Genomic DNA, 20,165 nt, shown 5'->3' with positions numbered 1-20,165 from the left:
AACGATCCTGTCCAACCAGAAAGGAAACATCGACCACAAGGACATGACGCTTCATGATTTCTCGGTTCTCGCGCGCAAGGAAAAGCACGCCACGCCATAAATCCTCTCTTTGGGTCTTCCGGACCCGGCAGATCGATGCCGACCGTGAACGCCGGCCTTCGCGCTGGCGCAAATTTCTCTCCTACTATCGGCCGCATCTGCCTTTGCTGCTGGCGGACCTGTTTTGTGCAATCCTCGTTGCCGGCACGGCGATCGCGCTGCCGCTCTGCGCCAACTACGTCACGCGCTATCTTCTGACGCTGAGCGATACGCCGCAGGCCTTCGGGGAGATTCTGGTTATCGGGGCCGCCATGCTCGCGATCCTCGTGCTCCAGAGCGTCGCCATCTTCTTTGTCGACTATCAGGGCCATGTGATGGGTGCCCGGATCGAGGCGGCGGTTCGCCAAGAGCTCTTCGAGCACTGCCAGAAGCTCTCGTTCAGCTTCCACGACACGCAGCGCACCGGTCAGCTGATGAGCCGCATCACCAATGATTCACTGTGGTTGGGTGAGCTTTTCCACCATGGTCCCGAAGACCTCTCCATCGCCGTGCTCAAATATGGCGGGGCAATGGTTGTCCTGTTCTACATCGATCCGCCGTTGGCCGGCATCATCCTTCTGCTTACACCGCTGGCCATCGCCTATGCGTTGCATTTCAATCGACGCATGAACCGCGCGCTCGACGCCAGCAAGCAACAGATCGCCGCCGTCAACGAGCGCGTCGAAGATGCCTTGGCGGGCATTCGTGTCGTCCAGTCCTTCGCCAACGAGGCCAGGGAGAAGGAGCGCTTCGCCGATCTCAATCAGGGCTTTCTCCGCAGCCGTGCTGACGGCTACCGCAGCGAGGCCTGGTTCTCCGTTGGGACGGAGACCTTCGCGCAGCTCATCACCATCCTTGTCATCATCGTCGGGGCTATCCGCATCCTGACGGCGGAGCTCACCGTCGCCGATCTCCTGACGTTCCTGCTTTGCGTGGCGGTGCTGGTCGACCCAGTCAGGCGGTTGGCCAACTTCGTACGGCTTTGGCAGGAGGGCTACACCGGTTTCGTCAGGGCCATGGAGATACTGGAGATCGCACCTGACATCACGGACCAGCCCGGAGCCCGGCCTTTGTCGGTTCCTCACGGGGAAATCACCTTCTCCGAGGTCACGTTCGGCTATGCTGACGAGGGCGCCAGCGTGCTCGACAACGTTTCCCTGACCATCGCGCCGGGCGAGTTCGTGGCTTTGGTGGGGCCTTCAGGCGTGGGCAAGAGTACGCTTTGCGCACTCATCCCACGCTTCTACGACATCCAGTCCGGGGCAATCCGCATTGATGGTGCCGACCTTCGCGACGTGACGTTGGCGTCGCTGCGCCGCCATATCGGCATCGTACAGCAGGATGTGTATCTGTTCGCCGGCACGATAGCGGAAAACCTGCGCTACGGACGGCCGGACGCGACGGATGCCGAAGTGGTGGCCGCCGCTCGTGCCGCGAACGCGCATGATTTCATCATGGCGTTACCCGACGGCTACGACACAGATATCGGGCAACGCGGGGTCAAGCTCTCGGGCGGCCAGCGCCAGCGTCTCACGATCGCTCGCGTTTTCCTCAAGGACCCGGCGATCCTGATCTTCGATGAGGCGACGAGCGCGTTGGACAACGAGAGTGAACGCGCGGTGCAGCGTGCGCTGCTGAGTTTGGCGAAGGGGAGAACAACGCTGGTGATCGCCCACCGTCTGTCGACCGTTCGCCACGCCGACCGCATTCTGGTTCTCACGGGCGATGGCATCGTCGAGCATGGAACCCATGAGGATCTCATGGCCCATGACGGGGTCTATGCCAACTTGCATCGGGTGCAGGCGAGCATGTAGAATTCGTGGCCCGCTGGATTGGAGCGGGCCACGGCAAACATTCGTCAGATGTCGCTGGCCGCGTTCGACCAGAGGTCGGATGCTTCAGCGGCCGTCATGCGCCGCACCTCCGCCTCGTGGCGGCGGTTGGCGAAAAGCTCGCTGGCCATGATCTGGTCGGCGAGATCGGCCGGCAGAGACAGGATCACGCGGGCGTCGCCGCCGTGGATGCCGCCGAGTTCGCTCCGCTTTCCTGATATCATGCCGCCGGCCACCGTGTTGTTGGTGTCGGGATCGATCAGGATGAAGGAGCCGGATGCGCGGTTTTGTTCGTAGGGATCGAAGATCGCCTGTTCGTCGAAGGCGAGGCGTACCTTGCCGATCGCATTCATGTAGAGCGTGTCCACTGGAGCCCAGGCACCCGTCTTCAGCTCAAGCTGTGCCACCGGCTGTACCTGAACGCGCTGGCGACGGCTACCGCTCTTCAGCCAGTAGCGCTTGCCGGCTTCTATGCCCTCAGGCTGCAACGCCACGATCTGCGCATCGAAAGAGAGGCCTACCTGCGGCTGGCTGTCGATCGAGACGATCATATCGCCGCGGGCAACGTCCACCTGTCGGTCGAGGACTAGCGTGATCGCGTCGCCGGCAACGGCGGCGTTGCGCACCAGATCGAAGGTGACGATCTTGGTGACGTTGGCGACCATGCCCGACGGCAGGATCATGACGCTGTCGCCCGGCTTGACGGAACCGCCAGCAACCGTGCCCTGGTAGCCACGGAAGCTTTCGCCCGGGCGCGATACGCGCTGCACCGAGAAGCGGAAGCCGGTCGCCTGCGACGAGCGGACGGTGGCAAGCTCGAGCGTCTCGACCAGCGTCGGGCCGGCATACCACGGCATCGCTGCTTCGCCGGAGTAGACGACGTTCTCGCCCTTCAAGGCCGACATCGGGATCGCGGTGATCTGCTTCACGCCGAGCGACAGGGCGAATTCGCGGAACTCGTGCGTGATCTTGTCGAAGCCGGCGCGGTCGTAGTTCGTCAGGTCGATCTTGTTGACTGCAAGTACGAACTGCTTGATGCCGAGCAGCGAAGCAATCGTCGCGTGACGGCGCGTCTGCTCGAGAATGCCGGCGCGTGCATCGACCAGCAGAACGGCGAGATCGGCGGTGGATGCGCCGGTCGCCATGTTGCGGGTGTACTGCTCGTGGCCGGGCGTATCGGCGACGATGAAGGAGCGCTTGTCGGTCGAGAAATAGCGATAGGCGACATCGATGGTGATGCCCTGTTCGCGCTCGGCCTGCAGGCCGTCGAGCAGGAGTGCAAAGTCTGGCAGGCCGAGATCGTTCTGCTTGCCGGTGGAATCGCGCTGCAGCGTGGCGGCCTGGTCTTCCTTGACTGCCTTGGTGTCCCAAAGCAGGCGGCCGATCAGGGTGGACTTGCCATCATCGACGCTCCCGCAGGTGATGAGGCGCAGCGGTCGCGAGTCGCGGGTCGCCGTCGCGGGTTCTGCGGCGGGCACGGCGAGGGCGTGTGCGGCGGTTACGGCTGCGGTCATCTCAGAAATATCCTTCACGCTTCTTCTTTTCCATGGAGCCGGACTGGTCGCGGTCGATGGCGCGGCCCTGTCGTTCGGAAACCGTGGCGATTTCCAGCTCCGCGATGATGTCTTCAAGGGTGGTGGCGGTAGAGCGGATCGCGCCCGTCAGCGGGAAGCAGCCGAGCGTACGGAAGCGGATGGAATCTTCCTGCTTGGTTTCGCCGGGCAGCAGTTCAAGCCGCGGATCGGAGGCAGCGATCATCATGCCGTCGCGCTCCACATAGGGGCGCTTTGCCGCGAAATAGAGCGGCACGATCGGAATGTTTTCCGCCTGGATGTAGCGCCAGATGTCGACTTCGGTCCAGTTCGACAGCGGGAAGACGCGAACGCTTTCGCCCTTGCGGATCTGGCCGTTGTAGACGTTCCAGAGTTCCGGGCGCTGGTTGCGCGGATCCCAGCGATGGTCAGGCGTGCGGAAGGAGTAGATACGCTCCTTGGCGCGGCTCGCTTCCTCGTCGCGGCGGGCGCCGCCAAAGGCTGCGTCGAACTTTCCGGCGTCGAGCGCATTGCGCAGCGCTTCGGTCTTCATGATGTCGGTGTAGCGCGCCGAACCGTAGGTGAACGGCGTGATGTTTTCGGCGGCACCGCGCGGATTGATGTGCTCGATCAGGTCGAGATCGTACTTCTTTACGATCTCGTCGCGGAAGGTAATCATCTCCGCGAACTTCCAGCCGGTGTTCACGTGCAGCAGCGGGAAGGGGACGCGGCCGGGGTAGAAGGCCTTGCGTGCAAGATGCAGCAGGACCGACGAGTCCTTGCCGATCGAGTACAGCATCACCGGCTTTTCGAATTCGGCGGCGACTTCGCGGAAGATATGGATCGCTTCGTTTTCAAGCGCCTTCAAATGCGGGTCGAGCGGCGGCTTGGCGCTCTGGGGATTGCTGAGTTCCGTATCCGGACGGCTATCGGGCATTTCTAACTCCAGACTTCGATCATTCCAGAAAGGGAGGCATCCGGAACGAGGTGCATTTCAGACTTCGAGGAGCGCAGGCGGGAAGCCGCGCTCCGATCCCGAAGTCGACGGGTTACTGTTGCGCGGCAATCGCCGAGGCTTCTTCAGCCACGTGCAGGCCGCATTCGCGCTTTTCGTCCTGCTCCCACCACCAGCGGCCGGCACGCTCCGGCTCGCCGGGCTTGATCGCCCGCGTGCAGGGTTCGCATCCGATCGAGGGGTAGCCACGGGCATGCAGTGGATTGACCGGCACACCGTTGTCGGCGACGTACGCCTTGATGACGTCGATGTCCCAATCGGCGAGCGGGTTGACCTTCAACAGGTGGCGCTCGGCGTCATACTCGGCAAACGGCGTTTCCGCGCGGTTGGCCGACTGGCCGCGGCGCAGACCGGTGATCCAGATGGTTGCCCCATCGAGTGCGCGCGCAAGCGGCTTCAGCTTGCGCACGCCACAACAGGCATGTCTGGCTTCGACGCTTTCGTAGAAGCCGTTCAGGCCGTATTTTGCGGCATAGGCGTCGATATCGGCCTGCTCCGGTTCGTAGCGGCTGATGTGGATGTCGTATTGCTTCTCGGTCTCGTCGATCAGCGCCAGCGTTTCCGGAAACAGACGTCCCGTCTGCAGCGTCGCGACGTCGATCGGCAGGCGGTGATTGCCGATTTCGGCAGTGATGACCTGGTCTTCGATGCCGAGGGACGTAGTAAAGACGACGCGGCCACCGAGACCGGCGACGAACGACAGACGCCCGGCAAGGTCAAGGCCTGAGAGTTTCGCGTTCAGCGTTTCCGCTTCAGCGTTTGGATTGGCAGCAACAGTCATGGGGATCCTGTCCTTGATGTTGGCCGGAGTATCGCAGGTCAGGCTTGGATCGGACAGAAAAACGGATTTCGAAAGCGGCGGCGATAGGAGCAAATATCTCTCCCCGGCCGCTGCAATGCGGAAAAGCAGCCGCGCCAGCAATGGTTCGCAGCGGTCAAACTAATTGTCTATTGATTTAGTAGGGTAACACATTGCCTGTCAATCGGAAATGTGAAGTGATGACATCTAGGGTGCATTTTGGCGTAAATTTCGACTATTGGCCGAGGGTGAAAAAACAAGGCCAAAAACCTTGTCTCTCAAGGGTTTCGCCGGCTTGTTCAAATTCCGTTCATGCGGCGCATGCCATAGAGGCAGGACAGAGCTTGCGGTGGGTTCCTGATTCCGCCCGCCATGTGTGTGTCGACGGTCAAAGATGATTACGCAGAAGGCAAAATATGCGCTAAGGGCGCTGACAGTATTGGCGGCAGCCGATGACGGCGAGCCGGTGATGATTTCCGACATTGCGGCGCAGCAGAAGATACCGAAGAAATTCCTCGAACAGATTTTGCTCGACCTGAAACATCAAGGTATCGTCGTCAGCCGTCGTGGCAAGCAGGGCGGCTATCTCCTGCTGAAGCCGGCCGACATGATCACCTTCGGCGAGGTATTACGCATCATCGATGGCCCGATCGCACCGCTTCCATGCCTGTCGATCACTGCCTATCGCAAGTGCGACGACTGCGATGGTGAGCAGAACTGCGAGATCCGCCACGTTTTCGCCAAGGTGGCCGACGCGACCCGCAAGGTCCTGTTCTCAACCACGATTGCTGATGCCGTTGCTCCGGCAAAGGTCGCGCAAGTGACCCGCATGCTCGCCTAGGGCTAGGTCCCATCGACCGTTGGCCGCTCCACTTGGCATTGTGCTCCTGCCTCAAGATTCGGTGAGATAGCTTTCCGTCGCCCGACGCTGCGCCAATTCGCTCCTTTGCAGAGGTAGGGAGAAACGAACATGCACGTCATGGACACGAAACGAATGATAGTCGGTGCAATCCTCGTAGTCACCTTGGCGACGGGAGCCGCCGCGCATCACGGCTGGTCGTGGGCCGAGGGTGAGCAGACGGAATTGCGGGGTACCATCGAGAAGATAACGATGGGAGGCCCGCATCCGACCCTCGATGTTGCGACCGCCGACGACGGCGTCTGGCTTGTCGAACTTGGCAACCCCAGGCAGACCGAACGCTCGGGCTTTGTCGAAGGATCGGCCAAGAAAGGCGATTCGATCGTCGTGCTTGGAAACCGCTCGCAGAAGCCCGACGAAAAGCGGATGAAGGCGGTACGGATCACGGTCGCCGACAAGCGTTTCGACATCTATCCGGAACGGATTCAGACGAACTGAGCGATGGCGATCGAGCTCCTGGAATGGCTCGCCGCAACCCCGTTGTCGTCAGGGCTGCGGCGCTCGGCGCTTGTCTACATGGCAGTCAATGCCGCCCATATCCTTTCGATCGGGCTGCTGATCGGGGCGATCCTGCCACTGGATCTGCGGCTGATGGGCTTGTTCGGCTCGCTGCCGCTGGCGGTGCTTGGCCCGTTCCTGTCACGGGCCGCGGCCGTCGGGCTTGTGGGAGCTGTTCTCACTGGCTTTGCTCTTTTCAGCGTCAAGCCGATCGAATACGCCGAAAATCCGGCCTTCCTGGCGAAGCTGGGGGTGTTGGTCCTCGGCATTTTGAACGCGGCCGTCGTCCATGCGCAAGCAGCCTGGCGACGGGCCGTGTCGGGCTCTTCGCCCGCCTTCAGCTTGCGCCTTCAGGCGGGCCTCTCCGCAGCGGTGTGGACGTCCGCGTTGCTTGCCGGTCGCTGGATCGGCTTCGTCTGATAGCGGTCGGCAGTTCTACCGATCGCTCGTTTCCCAGCGCGGGTTGATCCAGGGCTCCTGGTTGGAGCGCGGCAGAGGCTGCTTGCCGAGGATGTGGTCGGCTGCCTTCTCCCCCGTCATGATCGACGGGCCGTTCAGGTTGCCGTAGGTCACATGCGGGAAGATCGACGAGTCGGCGACGCACAGACCGTCGACGCCGATGACGCGCGTCTCAGGATCGACGACGGCCATCGGATCGGTCTTCGCGCCCATCTTGCAGGTGCCGCAGGGGTGATAGGCGCTTTCGAGATGCTCGCGCAGGAAGGCGTCGATCTCCTCGTCGGTCTGCACTTTCTCGCCCGGCTGGATCTCCGGTCCGCGATACTGGTCGAAAGCCTTCTGGCCGAAGAGCTCGCGGGTGAGCCGCACGCAATGGCGGAATTTCTCCCAGTCCTCAGGATGGCTCATATAGTTAAACCGAATGACGGGGTCCGCCTTCGGGTCCGACGAAGCCAGCGTGACGTTGCCGCGCGACTTCGACAGATTGTAGCCGACATGCACCTGGAAACCGTGGCTCTTGGCTGCCGCCTTGCCGTCATAGCTGATCGCCACCGGCAGGAAATGGTATTGGATGTCGGGCTGCTTGACGCCGGGCGCCGAGCGCAGGAAGGCGCACGCCTCAAACTGGTTCGAGGTGCCAAGGCCAGATTTGGTGAACATCCATTGCGCGCCGGCGACCCCCTGCCAGAACCACGGCAGCCATGAATAGAGCGAAACCGGCTTGGTGCTGACCTGCTGGAAATAGAATTCCATGTGGTCCTGCAGGTTTGCGCCGACGCCTGGCCGGTTGGCTTTTACCTCGATCCCCATGTCCTGCAGGTGCGCCCCGGGCCCGATACCCGACAGCATCAAGAGCTTCGGCGAATTGAACGACGAAGCCGAGACGATCACTTCGCGGGTGGCCTTGATGACCTCGATCTTACCGCCGCGCTCGATCTCGACGCCAACAGCCCGGCCATTCTCGATCACCACCTTCTGGGCGTGGCCATAGACGACCTCGACGTTCGGTCGCTTCAGCGCCGGTTTCAGATAGGCAGACGCAGCCGACCAGCGGCGGCCGCCGAAGATCGTCTGCTCCATCAGCCCGAAGCCTTCCTGCTTCGAGCCGTTGTAATCCTCTGTCGTCTCGAAGCCTGCCTGCTTGCCGGCTTCGACGAAGGCGCGGAACAGCGGGTTGCGGAAGACGCCGCGCTGGACGTGCAGCGGCCCGTTGGTGCCGCGCCAGCCTTCCTCGCCACCGTGGCTGTGCTCCATCCGCTTGAAGTAGGGGAGAACGTCGGCATAGGCCCAACCCTGCGCACCAAGCTCTTCCCAGCGGTTATAGTCCTCGGCGTGGCCGCGCACATAGACCATGCCATTGATCGAGGAGGAGCCGCCGATCACCTTGCCGCGCGGCGCAGTGATGCGCCGGTTGTTCAGGTTCGGCTCGGGCTCGGAGAGGTAGCCCCAGTTGTAGCGCTTCATGCTCATCGGCCAGGCAAGGGCTGCCGGCATCTGGATGAACGGCCCGAAATCGGAGCCGCCCGCTTCGATGACGATGACGGTGTTCTTGCTGTCTTCCGAAAGCCGGTAGGCAAGCGCCGAGCCCGCCGAGCCGGAGCCGATGATGACGAAATCTGCCTGCTGCATGATGTGCTTCTTTTCCGATTCCCCGCCTCATCCTCGGATTGGCCGTAGAGCCGATCGGGACGAGGCGAAATTGAATGCTACCTGCCAGGGCTGGCTGCGTGCTGCCTCAATAAGGCGCCTGCACCGGCCCCATGCCGACATAAACCGTTTTCAGTTCCGAATAGTGCTCCAGCGCGGCCAGCGAATTCTCACGTCCGAAGCCTGACTGTTTGGAGCCGCCGAACGGGATTTCGACAGGGCAGAGATTGTAGGTGTTGATCCACAGCGTGCCGGCCTCGAGCTGGTCGACGACGCGATGGCCGCGCGTCAGGTCTGATGTGAAGACGCCGGCGGAGAGGCCGAATTCAGTGGCATTGCCGCGTGCGATCACCTCGGCCTCGTCGTCGAAATCGAGCACGCACATGACAGGTCCGAAGATCTCCTCGCGAGCAATCGTCATCTCGTCGGTGACGTCGGCAAACACGGTCGGCTGCACGTAATAGCCTTCGCCGGAGACGTTGTTCGGGATGCCGCCGCCGGTCACGAGTGTCGCACCCTCGGCCTTGCCCTTCGCGATGTAGGAGAGAACCTTGTCGCGCTGCGCCCAGGATACCATCGGCCCGAGTTGCGTCGCCTCGTCCATCGGATCGCCGATGGCGATCGCCTCGGTGCGGGCTTTCAGCCGCTTCAGGAACTCAGCCTTGATCTTGCGCTGCACGAAGACGCGCGTGCCGTTCGAGCAGACCTGTCCGGTCGAATAGAAGTTGCCGAGCATGGCGCCACCGACGGCGCTGTCGATATCGGCATCGTCAAAGACGATCAAAGGCGACTTGCCACCGAGTTCCATGGTGACGTGCTTGAGGCTGCCGGCAGCCGCTGCCGCGACCTTGCGGCCGGTCGGCACCGAGCCCGTCAGGGACACCTTTGCGACATCAGGATGGTTGACCAGCAGCGGCCCGGTCTCGCGATCCCCCTGGATCACATTGTAGAGCCCCTTCGGCAGGCCGGCTTCGTGCAGGATTTCAGCAATGGCAAGCGCTCCGAGCGGCGTGTTTTCCGAGGGCTTGAAGACCATGGCATTGCCCGCGGCAAGCGCCGGCGCGCCCTTCCAGCAGGCGATCTGCTGCGGATAGTTCCAGGCGCCGATGCCGACGCAGACACCAAGCGGCACGCGCTTGGTGTAAGCGAAATCGCCGCCGAGCGGGATGTAGGAGCCGTTGAGGCCCGCAGCTGCGATGCCGCCGAAGAACTCGAAGCTGTCGGCCCCCGATGTCGGATCGGCGATGATCGTTTCCTGGATCGGTTTGCCGGTATCGAGCGTTTCCAGTTCAGACAGCTCGCGGTTGCGCTCGCGAATGAGGTCGGCGGCGCGCTTGAGGATGCGGCCGCGTGCGGTCGGGCTCATCGCCGCCCATTCCGGCTGGGCGCGCTTGGCCGATGCGATTGCCTTTTCGACGATAGCAGGCGTTGCCGCGTGCAGCCGGGCGATGACCTCGCCGGTTGCGGGATAGATGCTTTCGATGAGGCTGCCCGCTTCATCCTCGACATAGTCGCCGTCGATGAAATGGGAGGCTTTCGGCTGGGCTCTGAGGGTCACTGGATCTGTCCTTTCGCAAGGGCGGCAAGCTGTGAATTGATGTAGTCTTCGGTCAGCGAGATCGATGCCTCGATGCTGACAGGCGCAGACCTCAGACTTTGGCGGATATAGAGCCCGTCGATCATCGCAGCCGCGCCTTCGGCAATGCGTTCTGCGGCATCGCCGGGGCAGAGCGCTTTCAGGTTGGCGACGAGGTTCGACCGCAGACGGCGGGCGTAAATGACGAGGAAGCGCCGCGTCTCTTCGGAGCGCTGCGCCTCGGCATAGAAGGCGAGCCAGGCGGCAATCGTTGCCGGCGCGAACTGGTCGGCCTGGAAGCTGACGCGGATGACGGCGGAAATCTTCGCGCGCGGCGCATCCGCCGCTTTCAATGCCGTCACCGCGTCGTCGCGCAGCTGCTTTAGGAGAGAGCGGACAGTTTCGATCAGCAGCTGTTCCTTGCTGCCGAAGTAATGATGCGCCAGTGCCGGCGATACACCGGCCTGTCGGGCAATTTCCGACATGGTGACGGTCAGCGAGCCGTGATCGCCGATCACGCGCAGCGCGGCATCGACGAGCGCCTTGCGGCGAACCGGCTCCATTCCGACCTTGGGCATCGCATCACTCCATGAGGAGGCCCCATCATAATTTTGATTGACTGATCAATCAATAAAAATCTGAAAGGGCTTGAAAAGGCTAACCCCTTCCAATTCCGTGTTTTTGCGGCATACTCGGTTACCAACCAGGAGGTGTGCCATGGCAGATGTGTCTGATCGACTGAGCTTTTCGTCGCTGCAATCGAAATGGGGCTGGTTCGTCGCGCTGGGCGTGCTTCTGATCGCCTGCGGCATCATCGCATTGGCAAATGTCATGCTCGCGACCGTTGTGTCCGTCTATTATGTCGGCGTGCTGATGCTGATCGGTGGGATCGTCTATCTGGTCCATGCGTTTCAGGTGAGGACTTGGGGACAGGTGCTGGTTTGGGCGCTGAGCGGCGTTCTCTATGTGCTGGCCGGCTTTTTTGCCTTCGAGAATCCCCTTCTGGCATCGGCGGTGTTGACGCTGTTTCTTGCGATCGCCTTGCTGATCGCCGGGGTGTTCCGTACCTGGGTCGGCTTGCGCATGCGTCCGGTCAAGGGTTGGGGCTGGGTTCTTGTCAGCGGGATCATTACCGCGCTGGCCGGGGTAGTGATTGCCACCGGATGGCCCGTCAACAGCCTCTGGATCCTGGGCCTTTTCCTCGCCTGCGACCTTCTCATTCAGGGCTGGTCCATGCTTGCTTTCGGTCTTGCCGTCCGCAGCTGAATTATGCCCGCAATTCACAGGCTCCTATCACGGACTGTTTCTTTTTTGACAAGTATGTGAGGGAGGACTAAAATTTCCCCATCAAGAGGCGGCCCGAGGCGGCGGCGCGCGTCGGTAATGCCGTGGACGGGACAACCGTCCCCCGACCGGGCATACGTGCCCACGAGGTAAAGGGAGGAATCTCATGCCGATGGTCACCGTATCCATCTCACCGTTGCAGGCTGCCGATATCCGGGCCGCCGTTGACGACGGCAGCTACGCATCGAGCAGCGAAGTCGTGCGCGAGGCCCTTCGCATGTGGGACGCCGCCCGCAAACTCGGCGGATACCACGAAGAGATGTTCGATCAGAGTAGGGCTCCCCGTGGCGGCCGGTGTGTGGCCGACATGTTTGCCGATCACGAGGCCGAGCACCGGCGCACTGCCTGAGCAAGTCGTTGATTGATCGATAAAATTCGATCTAAAACGGCCGGCTTTCACAAAAGTTTCACATTCGGGAAAGGGTTCGTTGATCCTTCTCCGCCAGTGTCCCTGCGCAAAACAATAAGACACAGTGGAGATTGGCATGTCTTTGGCTGCCACCGTCGATCCGGCGCTTGTTCGTCGTTACGCCAGCGATCAGATCGTGACCCTTGCGAAACTCGTTATCGAGAATGCATTCCAGCCCATCGTGGAGGCAGGGACGGGTGTCGTATTTGGCTATGAATCCCTGATGCGAGGACAGGAGCGCATTGGTTTCAACTCTCCGGTCGAAATCCTCGACGAGGCGCATAAGAACCAGCAGCTTCTGCAACTCGAGCAGATGGTGGCCAGTCGTGCGCTTGCGAAGTTCGCCACGCTCCCGCACTTCTCCAGTTCGACGCTGTTCCTCAATCTCGATGTCCGGCTGATCCCGCATGGCGAGCGGTTGGTGGAAGGCTTGCTGCAGCATCTGAAGCTCGCCAATATTCCGCCGTCCTCGATCTGTTTTGAGTTCTCCGAGCGCTTCGACAATACCAGCGTGCCTGAGTTTGCGGCGCTCGTATCGCTGCTGCGCAAGGCCGGCTTCAAGCTCGCGATCGACGATTTCGGCGTCGGCCACGGCGAGATGAAGCTGCTCTGCGACCATCCGGTTGACTACTTGAAGATCGACCGGCATTTCATCGCCGACATCGACAGCAGCCCGCGCAAGCGCCACCTTCTGAAGAACATCGTCCACATCGCCCATGTGCTCGGGACCCGGGTCATTGCGGAGGGGATCGAGACCGAGGCAGAGTTCGTCGCCTGCCGCGAGTTCGGCGTTGATCTCGTCCAGGGCTGGTTCATTTCCCGCCCGACCACCCATGTCACCGAACTGCAGCCATCGTTTCCGCACCTTCTGGAGCTCGGCAAGAGCAAGCGCAATCCGCAGTCGCTCGACGAAATCCTGATCCGCAAGCAGATCGAAATGCTGCCGACCGTCTTCGAGAACGACACGATCGACAGCGTCTTCGAGCTCTTTCGCCGTAACCCGCAGCAGGCCTTCTTCCCAGTGCTGAACGCCAATGGCGAGCCACGCGGCATCCTGCACGAGCGGCATTTGAAGGAATACATCTACCAGCCCTTCGGTCGCGACCTCCTGAAGAACAAGGTGTACGAGCGGACGATCTCGCACTTCGTCGAGATGGCGCCGATCGTCGGGCTCGATTCCGATACCGAGCAATTGATGGCAATCTTCGCCAACATGGAAGGCACGAACTGCCTGCTCTTGACCGACAACATGCGCTATGCGGGCGTCGTCTCGGCCGCCTCGCTCATTAAGGTGATGAACGAGAAGAAGCTGAAGACGGCCCAGGACCAGAACCCGCTGACCGGGTTGCCGGGCAACAGGGCGATCCGCGACTTCATGCGCGAAGCGAGCCTCGACGGCGACGAGAAGCGTCACTTCTGCTATTGCGACTTCGACAATTTCAAGCCGTTCAACGATGCCTATGGCTTCCACCTCGGCGACCACGCGATTTCGCTCTTTGCAGCGCTGATGCGCCGCTATTTCTTCGCCGAGCGTCATTTCCTCGGGCATGTCGGCGGTGACGATTTCTTCATCGGCGTCCGCGGCTGGACCAAGGACGAGCTGACCGAGATTCTCGACCGGTTGATCAGCGATTTTCACGACGATGTGCTCGGCCTCTACTCCGACACCGATCGCGCCGCTGGCCGCATTCGCGGCCATGACCGCGCCGGTGTTGAAGCGCTGTTCCCGCTGATGCGTTGCTCGATCGGTGTGCTCGAACTGCCGGAAGGTCTGGTCATCGACGACATCAATCGCGTCAGCGCCGAAATCGCCCACATCAAGGCCGAGGCGAAGGAAAGCGACGAGGGGCTTGTCTTCCATCTTCTGGGCGAGACGAATTGACGCCACCCGCTCTTCCTGCCTTCTCAAGTCCGAAGCGCTGAACTATCTCACTGCTTTCGGAACGAGGAGACCGGACCATGTCTTTGCCCACGCAGATGCGCTTCATCGACCTGCCGAGCTTCGGCGCGCCTGAAGTGATGCGGATTGCCTCCGGACCCTTGCCGATCCCGTCGGAGGGGCAGCTTCTTGTCCGCACTGAGGCCATCGGCGTCAACCGGCCCGACGTCGCTCAGCGTCAGGGCATTTATCCGCCGCCAAAGGATGCCAGCCCCATTCTGGGACTTGAGTTGGCAGGCGAGATCGTCGCCATCGGTGCTGGTGTCAGGGATTTTGCTGTCGGCGACAAAGTCTGCGGCCTGGCCAACGGCGGCGCCTACGCCGAATATTGCCTGCTGCCCGCCGGCCAGGCGCTGCGGTTCCCAAAGGGTTACGATGCCATCAAGGCGGCCGCTCTTCCGGAAAACTACTTCACGGTCTGGGCCAATATGTTCCAGATGGCCGGGCTCACGGAAGGAGAAAAGGTTCTCGTGCATGGCGGCTCGAGCGGTATCGGGACGACCGCCATCCAGCTCGCGCGGGCCTTCGGCGCCGAGGTCTACGCGACGGCCGGTTCGCAGGAGAAATGCGATGCGTGCGTCGAGCTCGGCGCGAAGCGGGCCATCAACTACAAAACCGAGGATTTTGCGGAGGTCATCAAGGCCGAGACCGGTCATGGTGTCGATATCATCCTCGACATGATCGGCGCTGCCTACTTTGAACGGAACGTGGCGTCGCTTGCAAAGGACGGCTGCCTCTCGATCATCGCCTTTCTCGGCGGCGCTGTCGCGGAAAAGGTCAATCTGGCGCCGATCATGGTCAAACGGCTGACGATCACCGGCTCGACGCTGCGCCCGCGCACGCCTGAGGAAAAGCGCGCGATCCGCGACGATCTCCTTTCCCAGGTCTGGCCGCTTCTCGATCAAGGCCAGCTTGCGCCCGTTATCGATACCGTCGTTGCTTTCGAAGACGTCGCCGACGCACATAGGCTGATGGAAACGAGCGGTCACATCGGCAAGATCATGCTGCGTTTGTGACCGCTCGCACGTTGCTCACCGGGCCTGCCGTTCGGTGGGCGACGAGAGGGTTAGAGACGTGGCGACAGCGATCAGGCCGGGGAGGGCCATCAGGACATAGAGCCAATGGGCAGCCGAGACGCTGCCGGCGACCCCGCCGGGGTTCACCAGTCCGGTGCTGTTGACGATCACGCCGGCAACCGCAGCGCCGAAGGCGCTGCCGAGAGACTGCACTGTCGAAATCGCGGCTGAGGCCTTGTCCTGTTCGGAGTTGTCGACAAGGCTCAGGATCTTGGTCACCAGGTGCGCCCAGCCAAGGCCTACACCAAAGCCCATCAGGAACATGCCGATGACGGCAGGGCCGAGAATGGCAAGGTTGCCGGATTGGTTGTCCGCAGCGAGGAAAAGGGTCAGGGACGCGACCGCAACCATCTCGATCACGCAACCGGCGACGATGGCGGTGTTGGCCCGGCGTCCCGAGAGTGTTCCGCTGAAGAAGGCCGCAAAGGTCCAACCGAGGGCGACAAGCGCAGTCAAATAGCCCGACACCAGCGGCGTTACGGCGTGCAGCACCTGCAGGAAATACGGAATATAGATGTCGCTTGTCAGCACCAGCAGCAGCACGAACATCGTCAGATAGACGCGCGCCACCGGCTTTGCGAGCGTTACGGCGCCTGTCGGCAGCAGACGGTTCCTGCCGCGCCGCTCGACAGTCAGCATCAAAACGATCATGACGATTGACGCTGCAATCAGCAACGCCTTGAAGTTGGTTTCGTCGATCGTTCCGGCGATGCTGACCACCAGTACGGCCGCAAGCAGCAAGGCAATCTGTAGGATCGGCGTCTTGCCGTGGGCGCGATCGTCCTCTGCGCGCGGCAGCAACCACGGTGCAAGCGACGCCATCAGCACGCAGAGCGGAACGAGCAGCATGAAGGCGTGGCGCCACGCGCTGCCTTCGGAAAACAGGCCTCCCAGACTGGGACCGAGCAAGGTCGAAACGCCCCAGATGGCGGCATAGAGCGTCGACGCCTTCTGCCACAGCGGCTCGGGGTAGGCGTAGCGAATGAATGCATAGGCAAGCCCGGCAAGAATGCCGGCCCCGAAACCCTGTACTGTGCGCCCGACCAGCACCAATGGCATCGCTGGAGCGAGCGCGCAGACTAGGCTGCCGACGCCGAATATGAGTGCGCCTGAGACGTAGACGCTGCACAGCCCGATGCCTCGCGGGCGCGTTGCGACGAAGATCGATCCAAGGACCGCAGCGGCAACAAAGAGCGTCGTCATCCACGACAGCAGTTCGAGCCCGCCGATGTCGCGAACGATCGACGGCGCAATTGTCGCGGTGATGTAGGTCTCTACGGCGTAGAGGGTGCTCGGCATTTCCTCGGAGGCTGCCCGCCAGCAATTGACGAAGATGGCGGAGGAGGGGTTGGTCGAAGCGGTCAGCGAAGCCACGGTCGGCAGGGGCAGGCCGCGGCAACTATGGAGCCTCACGCCCGCCGGCAACCAGACCTTTCCCGATGGTCATGCAGAACTCACCGCCACGATCCTGACCACGCTGGTTGCGCAGCTGGGGACGCCGGCCCTGGATGCCGTCATTTCCGCTCGGGAGGCCGACACCCTCAAGCGATATCGCGAGCAGGTGGATGCACCCGACATTCAATCCCGCGTGCGGCAGCTCGCTGCCATACGTACCAGCGAAGGATATATGGCCGATAGCTGGCAGGAAGCGGACGGCTCGCTGCTGCTGGTCGAAAACCATTGCCCGATCTGCGCCGCCGCAGGCGTTTGCGCCGGCTTCTGTCGCTCTGAACTGGATACGTTTAGAGCCGTGCTCGGCGCCAAGGTCGAACGCGAGGAGCACATCCTGCTTGGCGCCCGCCGCTGTGCCTATCGCATCACGCCACTCTAACCGCAGTAGCGAGCCGCAGGAGCGCCGAAAGGCAATTGCATTATCGACGCGACTCGTTATGCGTGACGCATTCGCGCTAATGATCAGGACTATGCCATGACCAATCCCGTCACAGTCGAAGTCACCCGAGGCTCGCTCGTCGAAAGCCGGCATCGCGGCGCCATCGTCGCTGTGGATGGCGATGGAAAGATCGTGTTCTCGATCGGCGACGTCGACGCGCCAACCTTCCCGCGTTCGGCCTGCAAGGCGATGCAGGCGCTGCCGCTGATGGAAAGTGGTGCGGCGGATGCCTATGGCTTCGGCGACAAGGAATTGGCGCTCGCCTGCTCCTCGCACAATGGCGAGGACGAGCATGTCGCGCTTGCCGCCTCCATGCTGGCAAAAGCCGGTCGCGATGTCGAAACGCTGGAATGCGGCGCGCATTGGTCCTCGAGCCAAAAGGTGCTGATCCACCAGGCGCGTGCCATGGAGAGACCGACGGCATTGCATAACAACTGCTCCGGCAAGCATGCCGGCTTCATCTGCGCCTGCTGCCATCAGGACATCGATCCGAAGGGATATGTCGGCTACGACCATCCGCTGCAGGCCGAAATTCGAGGTGTCATGGAAAGCCTGACGGGTGCAGCGCTCGGCCATGACAACTGCGGCACGGATGGTTGCTCCATCCCGACTTATGCGGTTCCCTTGCGCGGCCTGGCGCATGGCTTTGCCAAGATGGCAACCGGCAATGGCCTCGAGCCGCTTCGCGCCAAGGCCTCCCGGCGGCTGTTTGATGCCTGCATGGCCGAGCCCTTCTATGTGGCCGGCACCGGCCGTGCCTGCACTGCGCTGATGGAGGCCGCACCGGGCCGCATCTTCGCCAAGACGGGGGCTGAAGGTGTCTTCTGCGCAGCGATCCCCGAGCAGGGGATCGCGATCGCCATCAAGTGCGACGATGGCCATTCGCGTGCCTCAGAAGCGATGGTCGCGGCAGCGCTCAGCCGCTTCTTCGGCAAGGACGATTCGATTCGCGCGAATTTGGCCGCGATGGCGACGGTCCAGATGCACAATTGGAACGGTATTCACGTTGGCGACATTCGCGCGGCGGCTGCGCTGACCGCTTAAGCCGTTCCGGAACGGAACAGTCGCGCCGCAAGAATAGAATTCGCTAATGTATGTGAAACTACAGCCCACGAGAACGGATGCGGTTTTTGAGGGGTGAGTTACCCTTTGCCCAGTACATCGAACGCCATGAGGGCAGGATATGTTTGCGGGCCGCTATCTTTGGTGGATGTTGATCGCCATCGCGATCTTCCTCTTTTTCACAATGTGTTTCGACTACGTCACCTGGCTGACGGTCGTTTCCTCGGGCTGCGCCCATGTCGCTGGCTCCTGTGGCCCGATCATCGTCACAATGACCGGATCGATGAAGCCGTCGGGCGTCTATCTCGCGGGTGCCATCATCCTCGTCGTTACGCTTGCCCGCGTCCACTATCTGTCGATGAACTGGGCCTGGGGCGTCGTCGTCGCAATCTGGTTCGTGGCATCGGCGCCGTTCCCGCTGCTGCTCGCCAGTGGCTGGACTGGCCAGTTGAAACCGGAGACCGTGTTGGACGGGCTGCCCGTGGCGTTCCTGTTCCTCGTCGTCTTCTGCGCCTATATCGGCTGGGCGTTCGAAGACAGCGGCGCGCGGCCGCTCGGAGCATGGCGGGCGCTGCGAATGATCATTCGCTTCTCGGCGGTCTACGGCGCCTTGCTTGCGCTGTCGGAGGCGCCAGCCTTTGCCACCATCCCCGACCGACTCTTGGGCGACATGCGGCTCTCGGCATCGATTGCGGCGCTGCAGCCCGGACTGAACGATCTCCTGACACTCGGACGCGGGCGCGATACCTTCGCCTATGTCGTCTTTGCAGTCTTCGTCGTCGGTCTTGCCGCTAGCCTGTTGCCGCAGAACCTGGCGGAACTGAAGGCGCGTTTTGCCCAACCGTTCACGCTTCGAGGATCTCGGCAGTGAGGTTGCGATAGGGCTCGATGGCAGCCGCGGCGCTGTCGACTGTAACGATCAGCCCCGAGACGCCGGCGATCGGCAGGATGAGGCAAGGCGAGACGCGGTCCAATTTCTCGTCCGTCAGTGGCACGTACGTCGCTGCGGCACAGGAGGCGATGTGACGCTTGATGGCCGCTTCTTCAAAATCACCGGTCGATAGCCCCTGCACCGGATGGGCTGCCGTCACCCCGAGAAAGAAGATGTCCGGCCGAAGCTGCGAAATCGCGGTCATGGCAGCGGACCCGACGGATACCATCGAGTGCTTGTAGAGCTTGCCGCCGATGAGGATCACACTCGCCGTCGGGTGATGTTCCAGTTCGGCGGCGATGGTCGGGCTGTGCGTTGCTACCGTAAAGGCAAATTCGCGCGGCAGCTGCCGGGCGATTTCCGCCGTCGTCGTGCCACCATCGAGAAAGATCAACTGGCCGGATCGCACGAGCGAGGCCGACTTTTTCCCGAGCCTCTCCTTGATCTCAGATGAAACGCCCTTGCGCGTCGAGAAGTCGGGAAGTTGCGGTGCAACAGGCATTGCCCCGCCGTGCACCCGTTTTAGCAAACCTTCCGCCGCCATCTCCCGGAGGTCGCGGCGGATCGTGTCCTCCGACAGCGAAAAGTCTTCGGCGACGCGCTTGGCGACAACCTGGCCGTCCCGCCGAAGAACGTCGAGGATCAATGATTTGCGCTGACTGGTGAACATGGCCTCGATCCTACAGTTGCACGAATTAGCATGAAATTGCACGAAATGATTCGACATTCAAGAAGTATCGTGCAGTTGTCTGCCGTCTCGTGCATGAGGCCGAGGAAAATGGAGCTTGATCATGTTGATTTTGATTGCTGGGCCCTACAGGTCCGGAACCGGCGACGACCCTGTGAAAATGGCCGCCAATTTGCAGCGCCTGGAGCAGCCATCGCATAGGCTGTTCAAGGCCGGTCACGTACCGATGATCGGAGAATGGGTGGCGCTCCCAGTATGGAACGCCGCCGGCGGCAAAGCTGTCGGCGATGATCTCTACGAAGAGATCTTTCACCCCGTCGCTGGCCGTCTGCTGCAGCTTTGCGACGGCGTGCTTCGGCTCGAAGGAGAATCGAAGGGCGCCGACAACGATGTCCGCATTGCGCGCGAACGCGGCATTCCTGTCTGGTACCGGCTCGAGGATGTGCCGGGTTGCGCTTAAGGCGGGTTGG

General features: G+C 61.7%; 20 protein-coding genes. 12 read left to right on the top strand and 8 right to left on the bottom strand.

The annotated features are described in order from the left end of the window. Positions 1–53 precede the first annotated feature (53 nt). Positions 54–1,892 carry an ABC transporter ATP-binding protein gene (locus FHT97_RS03055; RefSeq protein WP_183859831.1) on the top strand — a complete coding sequence of 613 codons (1,839 nt, stop codon included), beginning with the start codon at positions 54–56 and terminating at the stop codon, positions 1,890–1,892. Between the two features lie 44 nt (positions 1,893–1,936). Here FHT97_RS03055 and cysN read toward each other — a convergent pair whose 3' ends face one another. The 3 genes from cysN to FHT97_RS03040 form a co-directional block, all read right to left on the bottom strand. Further along, positions 1,937–3,424, bottom strand: coding sequence for a sulfate adenylyltransferase subunit CysN (gene cysN, locus FHT97_RS03050; RefSeq protein ID WP_183752103.1), 1,488 nt, complete (start codon positions 3,422–3,424; stop codon positions 1,937–1,939). A gap of 1 nt (position 3,425) precedes the next feature. Continuing rightward, positions 3,426–4,379, bottom strand: a complete 954-nt coding sequence (gene cysD / locus FHT97_RS03045) for a sulfate adenylyltransferase subunit CysD (protein WP_183859829.1) — start codon at positions 4,377–4,379, stop codon at positions 3,426–3,428. 112 nt (positions 4,380–4,491) lie between these two features. After that, positions 4,492–5,238: a phosphoadenylyl-sulfate reductase gene (locus tag FHT97_RS03040; RefSeq protein ID WP_183859827.1), complete on the bottom strand. Its 747-nt coding sequence runs from the start codon at positions 5,236–5,238 to the stop codon at positions 4,492–4,494. A 412-nt stretch (positions 5,239–5,650) separates the two neighbouring features. On the opposite strand from FHT97_RS03040, the gene FHT97_RS03035 reads away from it, so the two are divergent. The 3 genes from FHT97_RS03035 to FHT97_RS03025 all read left to right on the top strand — a co-directional run bounded on the left by FHT97_RS03035 (position 5,651) and on the right by FHT97_RS03025 (position 7,093). Continuing rightward, complete coding sequence (locus FHT97_RS03035) at positions 5,651–6,097, top strand: Rrf2 family transcriptional regulator (protein WP_183752097.1); 447 nt, start codon at positions 5,651–5,653, stop codon at positions 6,095–6,097. Positions 6,098–6,226: 129 nt separating this feature from the next. Next, positions 6,227–6,613 (top strand): DUF6152 family protein, encoded by a 387-nt coding sequence (locus FHT97_RS03030; protein WP_183859826.1) that lies wholly within the window; start codon positions 6,227–6,229, stop codon positions 6,611–6,613. A gap of 3 nt (positions 6,614–6,616) precedes the next feature. After that, positions 6,617–7,093 (top strand): DUF6644 family protein, encoded by a 477-nt coding sequence (locus tag FHT97_RS03025; protein WP_183752093.1) that lies wholly within the window; start codon positions 6,617–6,619, stop codon positions 7,091–7,093. Between the two features lie 15 nt (positions 7,094–7,108). Here the strand turns inward: FHT97_RS03025 and betA are convergent, their stop codons facing one another. From betA to betI, 3 genes are all read right to left on the bottom strand, one after another. Then, positions 7,109–8,761, bottom strand: a complete 1,653-nt coding sequence (gene betA, locus FHT97_RS03020) for a choline dehydrogenase (RefSeq protein ID WP_183859824.1) — start codon at positions 8,759–8,761, stop codon at positions 7,109–7,111. Between the two features lie 106 nt (positions 8,762–8,867). After that, positions 8,868–10,337 (bottom strand): betaine-aldehyde dehydrogenase, encoded by a 1,470-nt coding sequence (betB, locus tag FHT97_RS03015; protein WP_183859822.1) that lies wholly within the window; start codon positions 10,335–10,337, stop codon positions 8,868–8,870. Next, positions 10,334–10,933 carry a transcriptional regulator BetI gene (gene betI / locus FHT97_RS03010; protein ID WP_183859820.1) on the bottom strand — a complete coding sequence of 200 codons (600 nt, stop codon included), beginning with the start codon at positions 10,931–10,933 and terminating at the stop codon, positions 10,334–10,336. Before betI ends, betB begins: the two co-directional genes overlap by 4 nt. 139 nt (positions 10,934–11,072) lie before the next feature. On the opposite strand from betI, the gene FHT97_RS03005 reads away from it, so the two are divergent. The 4 genes from FHT97_RS03005 to FHT97_RS02990 all read left to right on the top strand — a co-directional run bounded on the left by FHT97_RS03005 (position 11,073) and on the right by FHT97_RS02990 (position 15,063). Next, entirely contained in the window at positions 11,073–11,621 is a 549-nt protein-coding gene (locus FHT97_RS03005) for an HdeD family acid-resistance protein (protein WP_183859818.1), read from the top strand. 184 nt (positions 11,622–11,805) lie between these two features. Further along, entirely contained in the window at positions 11,806–12,048 is a 243-nt protein-coding gene (locus tag FHT97_RS03000; RefSeq protein WP_183752084.1) for a type II toxin-antitoxin system ParD family antitoxin, read from the top strand. Positions 12,049–12,184: 136 nt separating this feature from the next. Next, a complete protein-coding gene (locus FHT97_RS02995) occupies positions 12,185–13,990 on the top strand; it encodes a GGDEF domain-containing protein (RefSeq protein WP_183859816.1) in 1,806 nt (601 codons plus the stop codon). Between the two features lie 77 nt (positions 13,991–14,067). Then, entirely contained in the window at positions 14,068–15,063 is a 996-nt protein-coding gene (locus FHT97_RS02990; protein WP_183859815.1) for an NAD(P)H-quinone oxidoreductase, read from the top strand. Positions 15,064–15,078: 15 nt separating this feature from the next. Here FHT97_RS02990 and FHT97_RS02985 read toward each other — a convergent pair whose 3' ends face one another. Next, complete coding sequence (locus FHT97_RS02985) at positions 15,079–16,422, bottom strand: MFS transporter (protein WP_246712547.1); 1,344 nt, start codon at positions 16,420–16,422, stop codon at positions 15,079–15,081. A 34-nt stretch (positions 16,423–16,456) separates the two neighbouring features. Here FHT97_RS02985 and FHT97_RS02980 point away from each other — a divergent pair, with 34 nt between their 5' ends. The 3 genes from FHT97_RS02980 to FHT97_RS02970 all read left to right on the top strand — a co-directional run bounded on the left by FHT97_RS02980 (position 16,457) and on the right by FHT97_RS02970 (position 18,947). Further along, positions 16,457–16,954, top strand: a complete 498-nt coding sequence (locus FHT97_RS02980) for a MarR family transcriptional regulator (protein ID WP_246712567.1) — start codon at positions 16,457–16,459, stop codon at positions 16,952–16,954. Between the two features lie 96 nt (positions 16,955–17,050). Next, complete coding sequence (locus FHT97_RS02975) at positions 17,051–18,058, top strand: asparaginase (protein WP_183859811.1); 1,008 nt, start codon at positions 17,051–17,053, stop codon at positions 18,056–18,058. A 139-nt stretch (positions 18,059–18,197) separates the two neighbouring features. Next, positions 18,198–18,947, top strand: a complete 750-nt coding sequence (locus tag FHT97_RS02970) for a hypothetical protein (protein ID WP_183859809.1) — start codon at positions 18,198–18,200, stop codon at positions 18,945–18,947. Here the strand turns inward: FHT97_RS02970 and FHT97_RS02965 are convergent. Further along, positions 18,922–19,677 carry a DeoR/GlpR family DNA-binding transcription regulator gene (locus tag FHT97_RS02965; protein WP_183859808.1) on the bottom strand — a complete coding sequence of 252 codons (756 nt, stop codon included), beginning with the start codon at positions 19,675–19,677 and terminating at the stop codon, positions 18,922–18,924. The two genes, FHT97_RS02970 and FHT97_RS02965, sit on opposite strands and share 26 nt — an antisense overlap. Before the next feature lie 121 nt (positions 19,678–19,798). Between FHT97_RS02965 and FHT97_RS02960 the strand changes: the two genes are divergently transcribed. Further along, positions 19,799–20,155, top strand: coding sequence for a DUF4406 domain-containing protein (locus FHT97_RS02960; RefSeq protein ID WP_114712486.1), 357 nt, complete (start codon positions 19,799–19,801; stop codon positions 20,153–20,155). The last annotated feature ends 10 nt before the right edge of the window (positions 20,156–20,165 follow it).

The sequence above is a fragment of the Rhizobium sp. BK399 genome, assembly GCF_014194695.1.
Lineage (GTDB): Bacteria > Pseudomonadota > Alphaproteobacteria > Rhizobiales > Rhizobiaceae > Rhizobium.
The sequence above is the reverse complement of the archived record's forward strand: the minus strand, read 5'-3'. Positions and strand labels throughout refer to the sequence as shown.

What these genes read in the sequence shown, in the direction of transcription:
- FHT97_RS03055 (WP_183859831.1), top strand. Translation starts at nt 54, where the DNA reads ATGATTTCTCGGTTCTCGCGCGCAAGGAAAAGCACGCCACGCCATAAA.
- cysN (WP_183752103.1), bottom strand. Translation starts at nt 3,424, where the DNA reads ATGACCGCAGCCGTAACCGCCGCACACGCCCTCGCCGTGCCCGCCGCA.
- cysD (WP_183859829.1), bottom strand. Translation starts at nt 4,379, where the DNA reads ATGCCCGATAGCCGTCCGGATACGGAACTCAGCAATCCCCAGAGCGCC.
- FHT97_RS03040 (WP_183859827.1), bottom strand. Translation starts at nt 5,238, where the DNA reads ATGACTGTTGCTGCCAATCCAAACGCTGAAGCGGAAACGCTGAACGCG.
- FHT97_RS03035 (WP_183752097.1), top strand. Translation starts at nt 5,651, where the DNA reads ATGATTACGCAGAAGGCAAAATATGCGCTAAGGGCGCTGACAGTATTG.
- FHT97_RS03030 (WP_183859826.1), top strand. Translation starts at nt 6,227, where the DNA reads ATGCACGTCATGGACACGAAACGAATGATAGTCGGTGCAATCCTCGTA.
- FHT97_RS03025 (WP_183752093.1), top strand. Translation starts at nt 6,617, where the DNA reads ATGGCGATCGAGCTCCTGGAATGGCTCGCCGCAACCCCGTTGTCGTCA.
- betA (WP_183859824.1), bottom strand. Translation starts at nt 8,761, where the DNA reads ATGCAGCAGGCAGATTTCGTCATCATCGGCTCCGGCTCGGCGGGCTCG.
- betI (WP_183859820.1), bottom strand. Translation starts at nt 10,933, where the DNA reads ATGCCCAAGGTCGGAATGGAGCCGGTTCGCCGCAAGGCGCTCGTCGAT.
- FHT97_RS03005 (WP_183859818.1), top strand. Translation starts at nt 11,073, where the DNA reads ATGGCAGATGTGTCTGATCGACTGAGCTTTTCGTCGCTGCAATCGAAA.
- FHT97_RS03000 (WP_183752084.1), top strand. Translation starts at nt 11,806, where the DNA reads ATGCCGATGGTCACCGTATCCATCTCACCGTTGCAGGCTGCCGATATC.
- FHT97_RS02995 (WP_183859816.1), top strand. Translation starts at nt 12,185, where the DNA reads ATGTCTTTGGCTGCCACCGTCGATCCGGCGCTTGTTCGTCGTTACGCC.
- FHT97_RS02990 (WP_183859815.1), top strand. Translation starts at nt 14,068, where the DNA reads ATGTCTTTGCCCACGCAGATGCGCTTCATCGACCTGCCGAGCTTCGGC.
- FHT97_RS02985 (WP_246712547.1), bottom strand. Translation starts at nt 16,422, where the DNA reads ATGCCGAGCACCCTCTACGCCGTAGAGACCTACATCACCGCGACAATT.
- FHT97_RS02980 (WP_246712567.1), top strand. Translation starts at nt 16,457, where the DNA reads ATGGCGGAGGAGGGGTTGGTCGAAGCGGTCAGCGAAGCCACGGTCGGC.
- FHT97_RS02975 (WP_183859811.1), top strand. Translation starts at nt 17,051, where the DNA reads ATGACCAATCCCGTCACAGTCGAAGTCACCCGAGGCTCGCTCGTCGAA.
- FHT97_RS02970 (WP_183859809.1), top strand. Translation starts at nt 18,198, where the DNA reads ATGTTTGCGGGCCGCTATCTTTGGTGGATGTTGATCGCCATCGCGATC.
- FHT97_RS02965 (WP_183859808.1), bottom strand. Translation starts at nt 19,677, where the DNA reads ATGTTCACCAGTCAGCGCAAATCATTGATCCTCGACGTTCTTCGGCGG.
- FHT97_RS02960 (WP_114712486.1), top strand. Translation starts at nt 19,799, where the DNA reads ATGTTGATTTTGATTGCTGGGCCCTACAGGTCCGGAACCGGCGACGAC.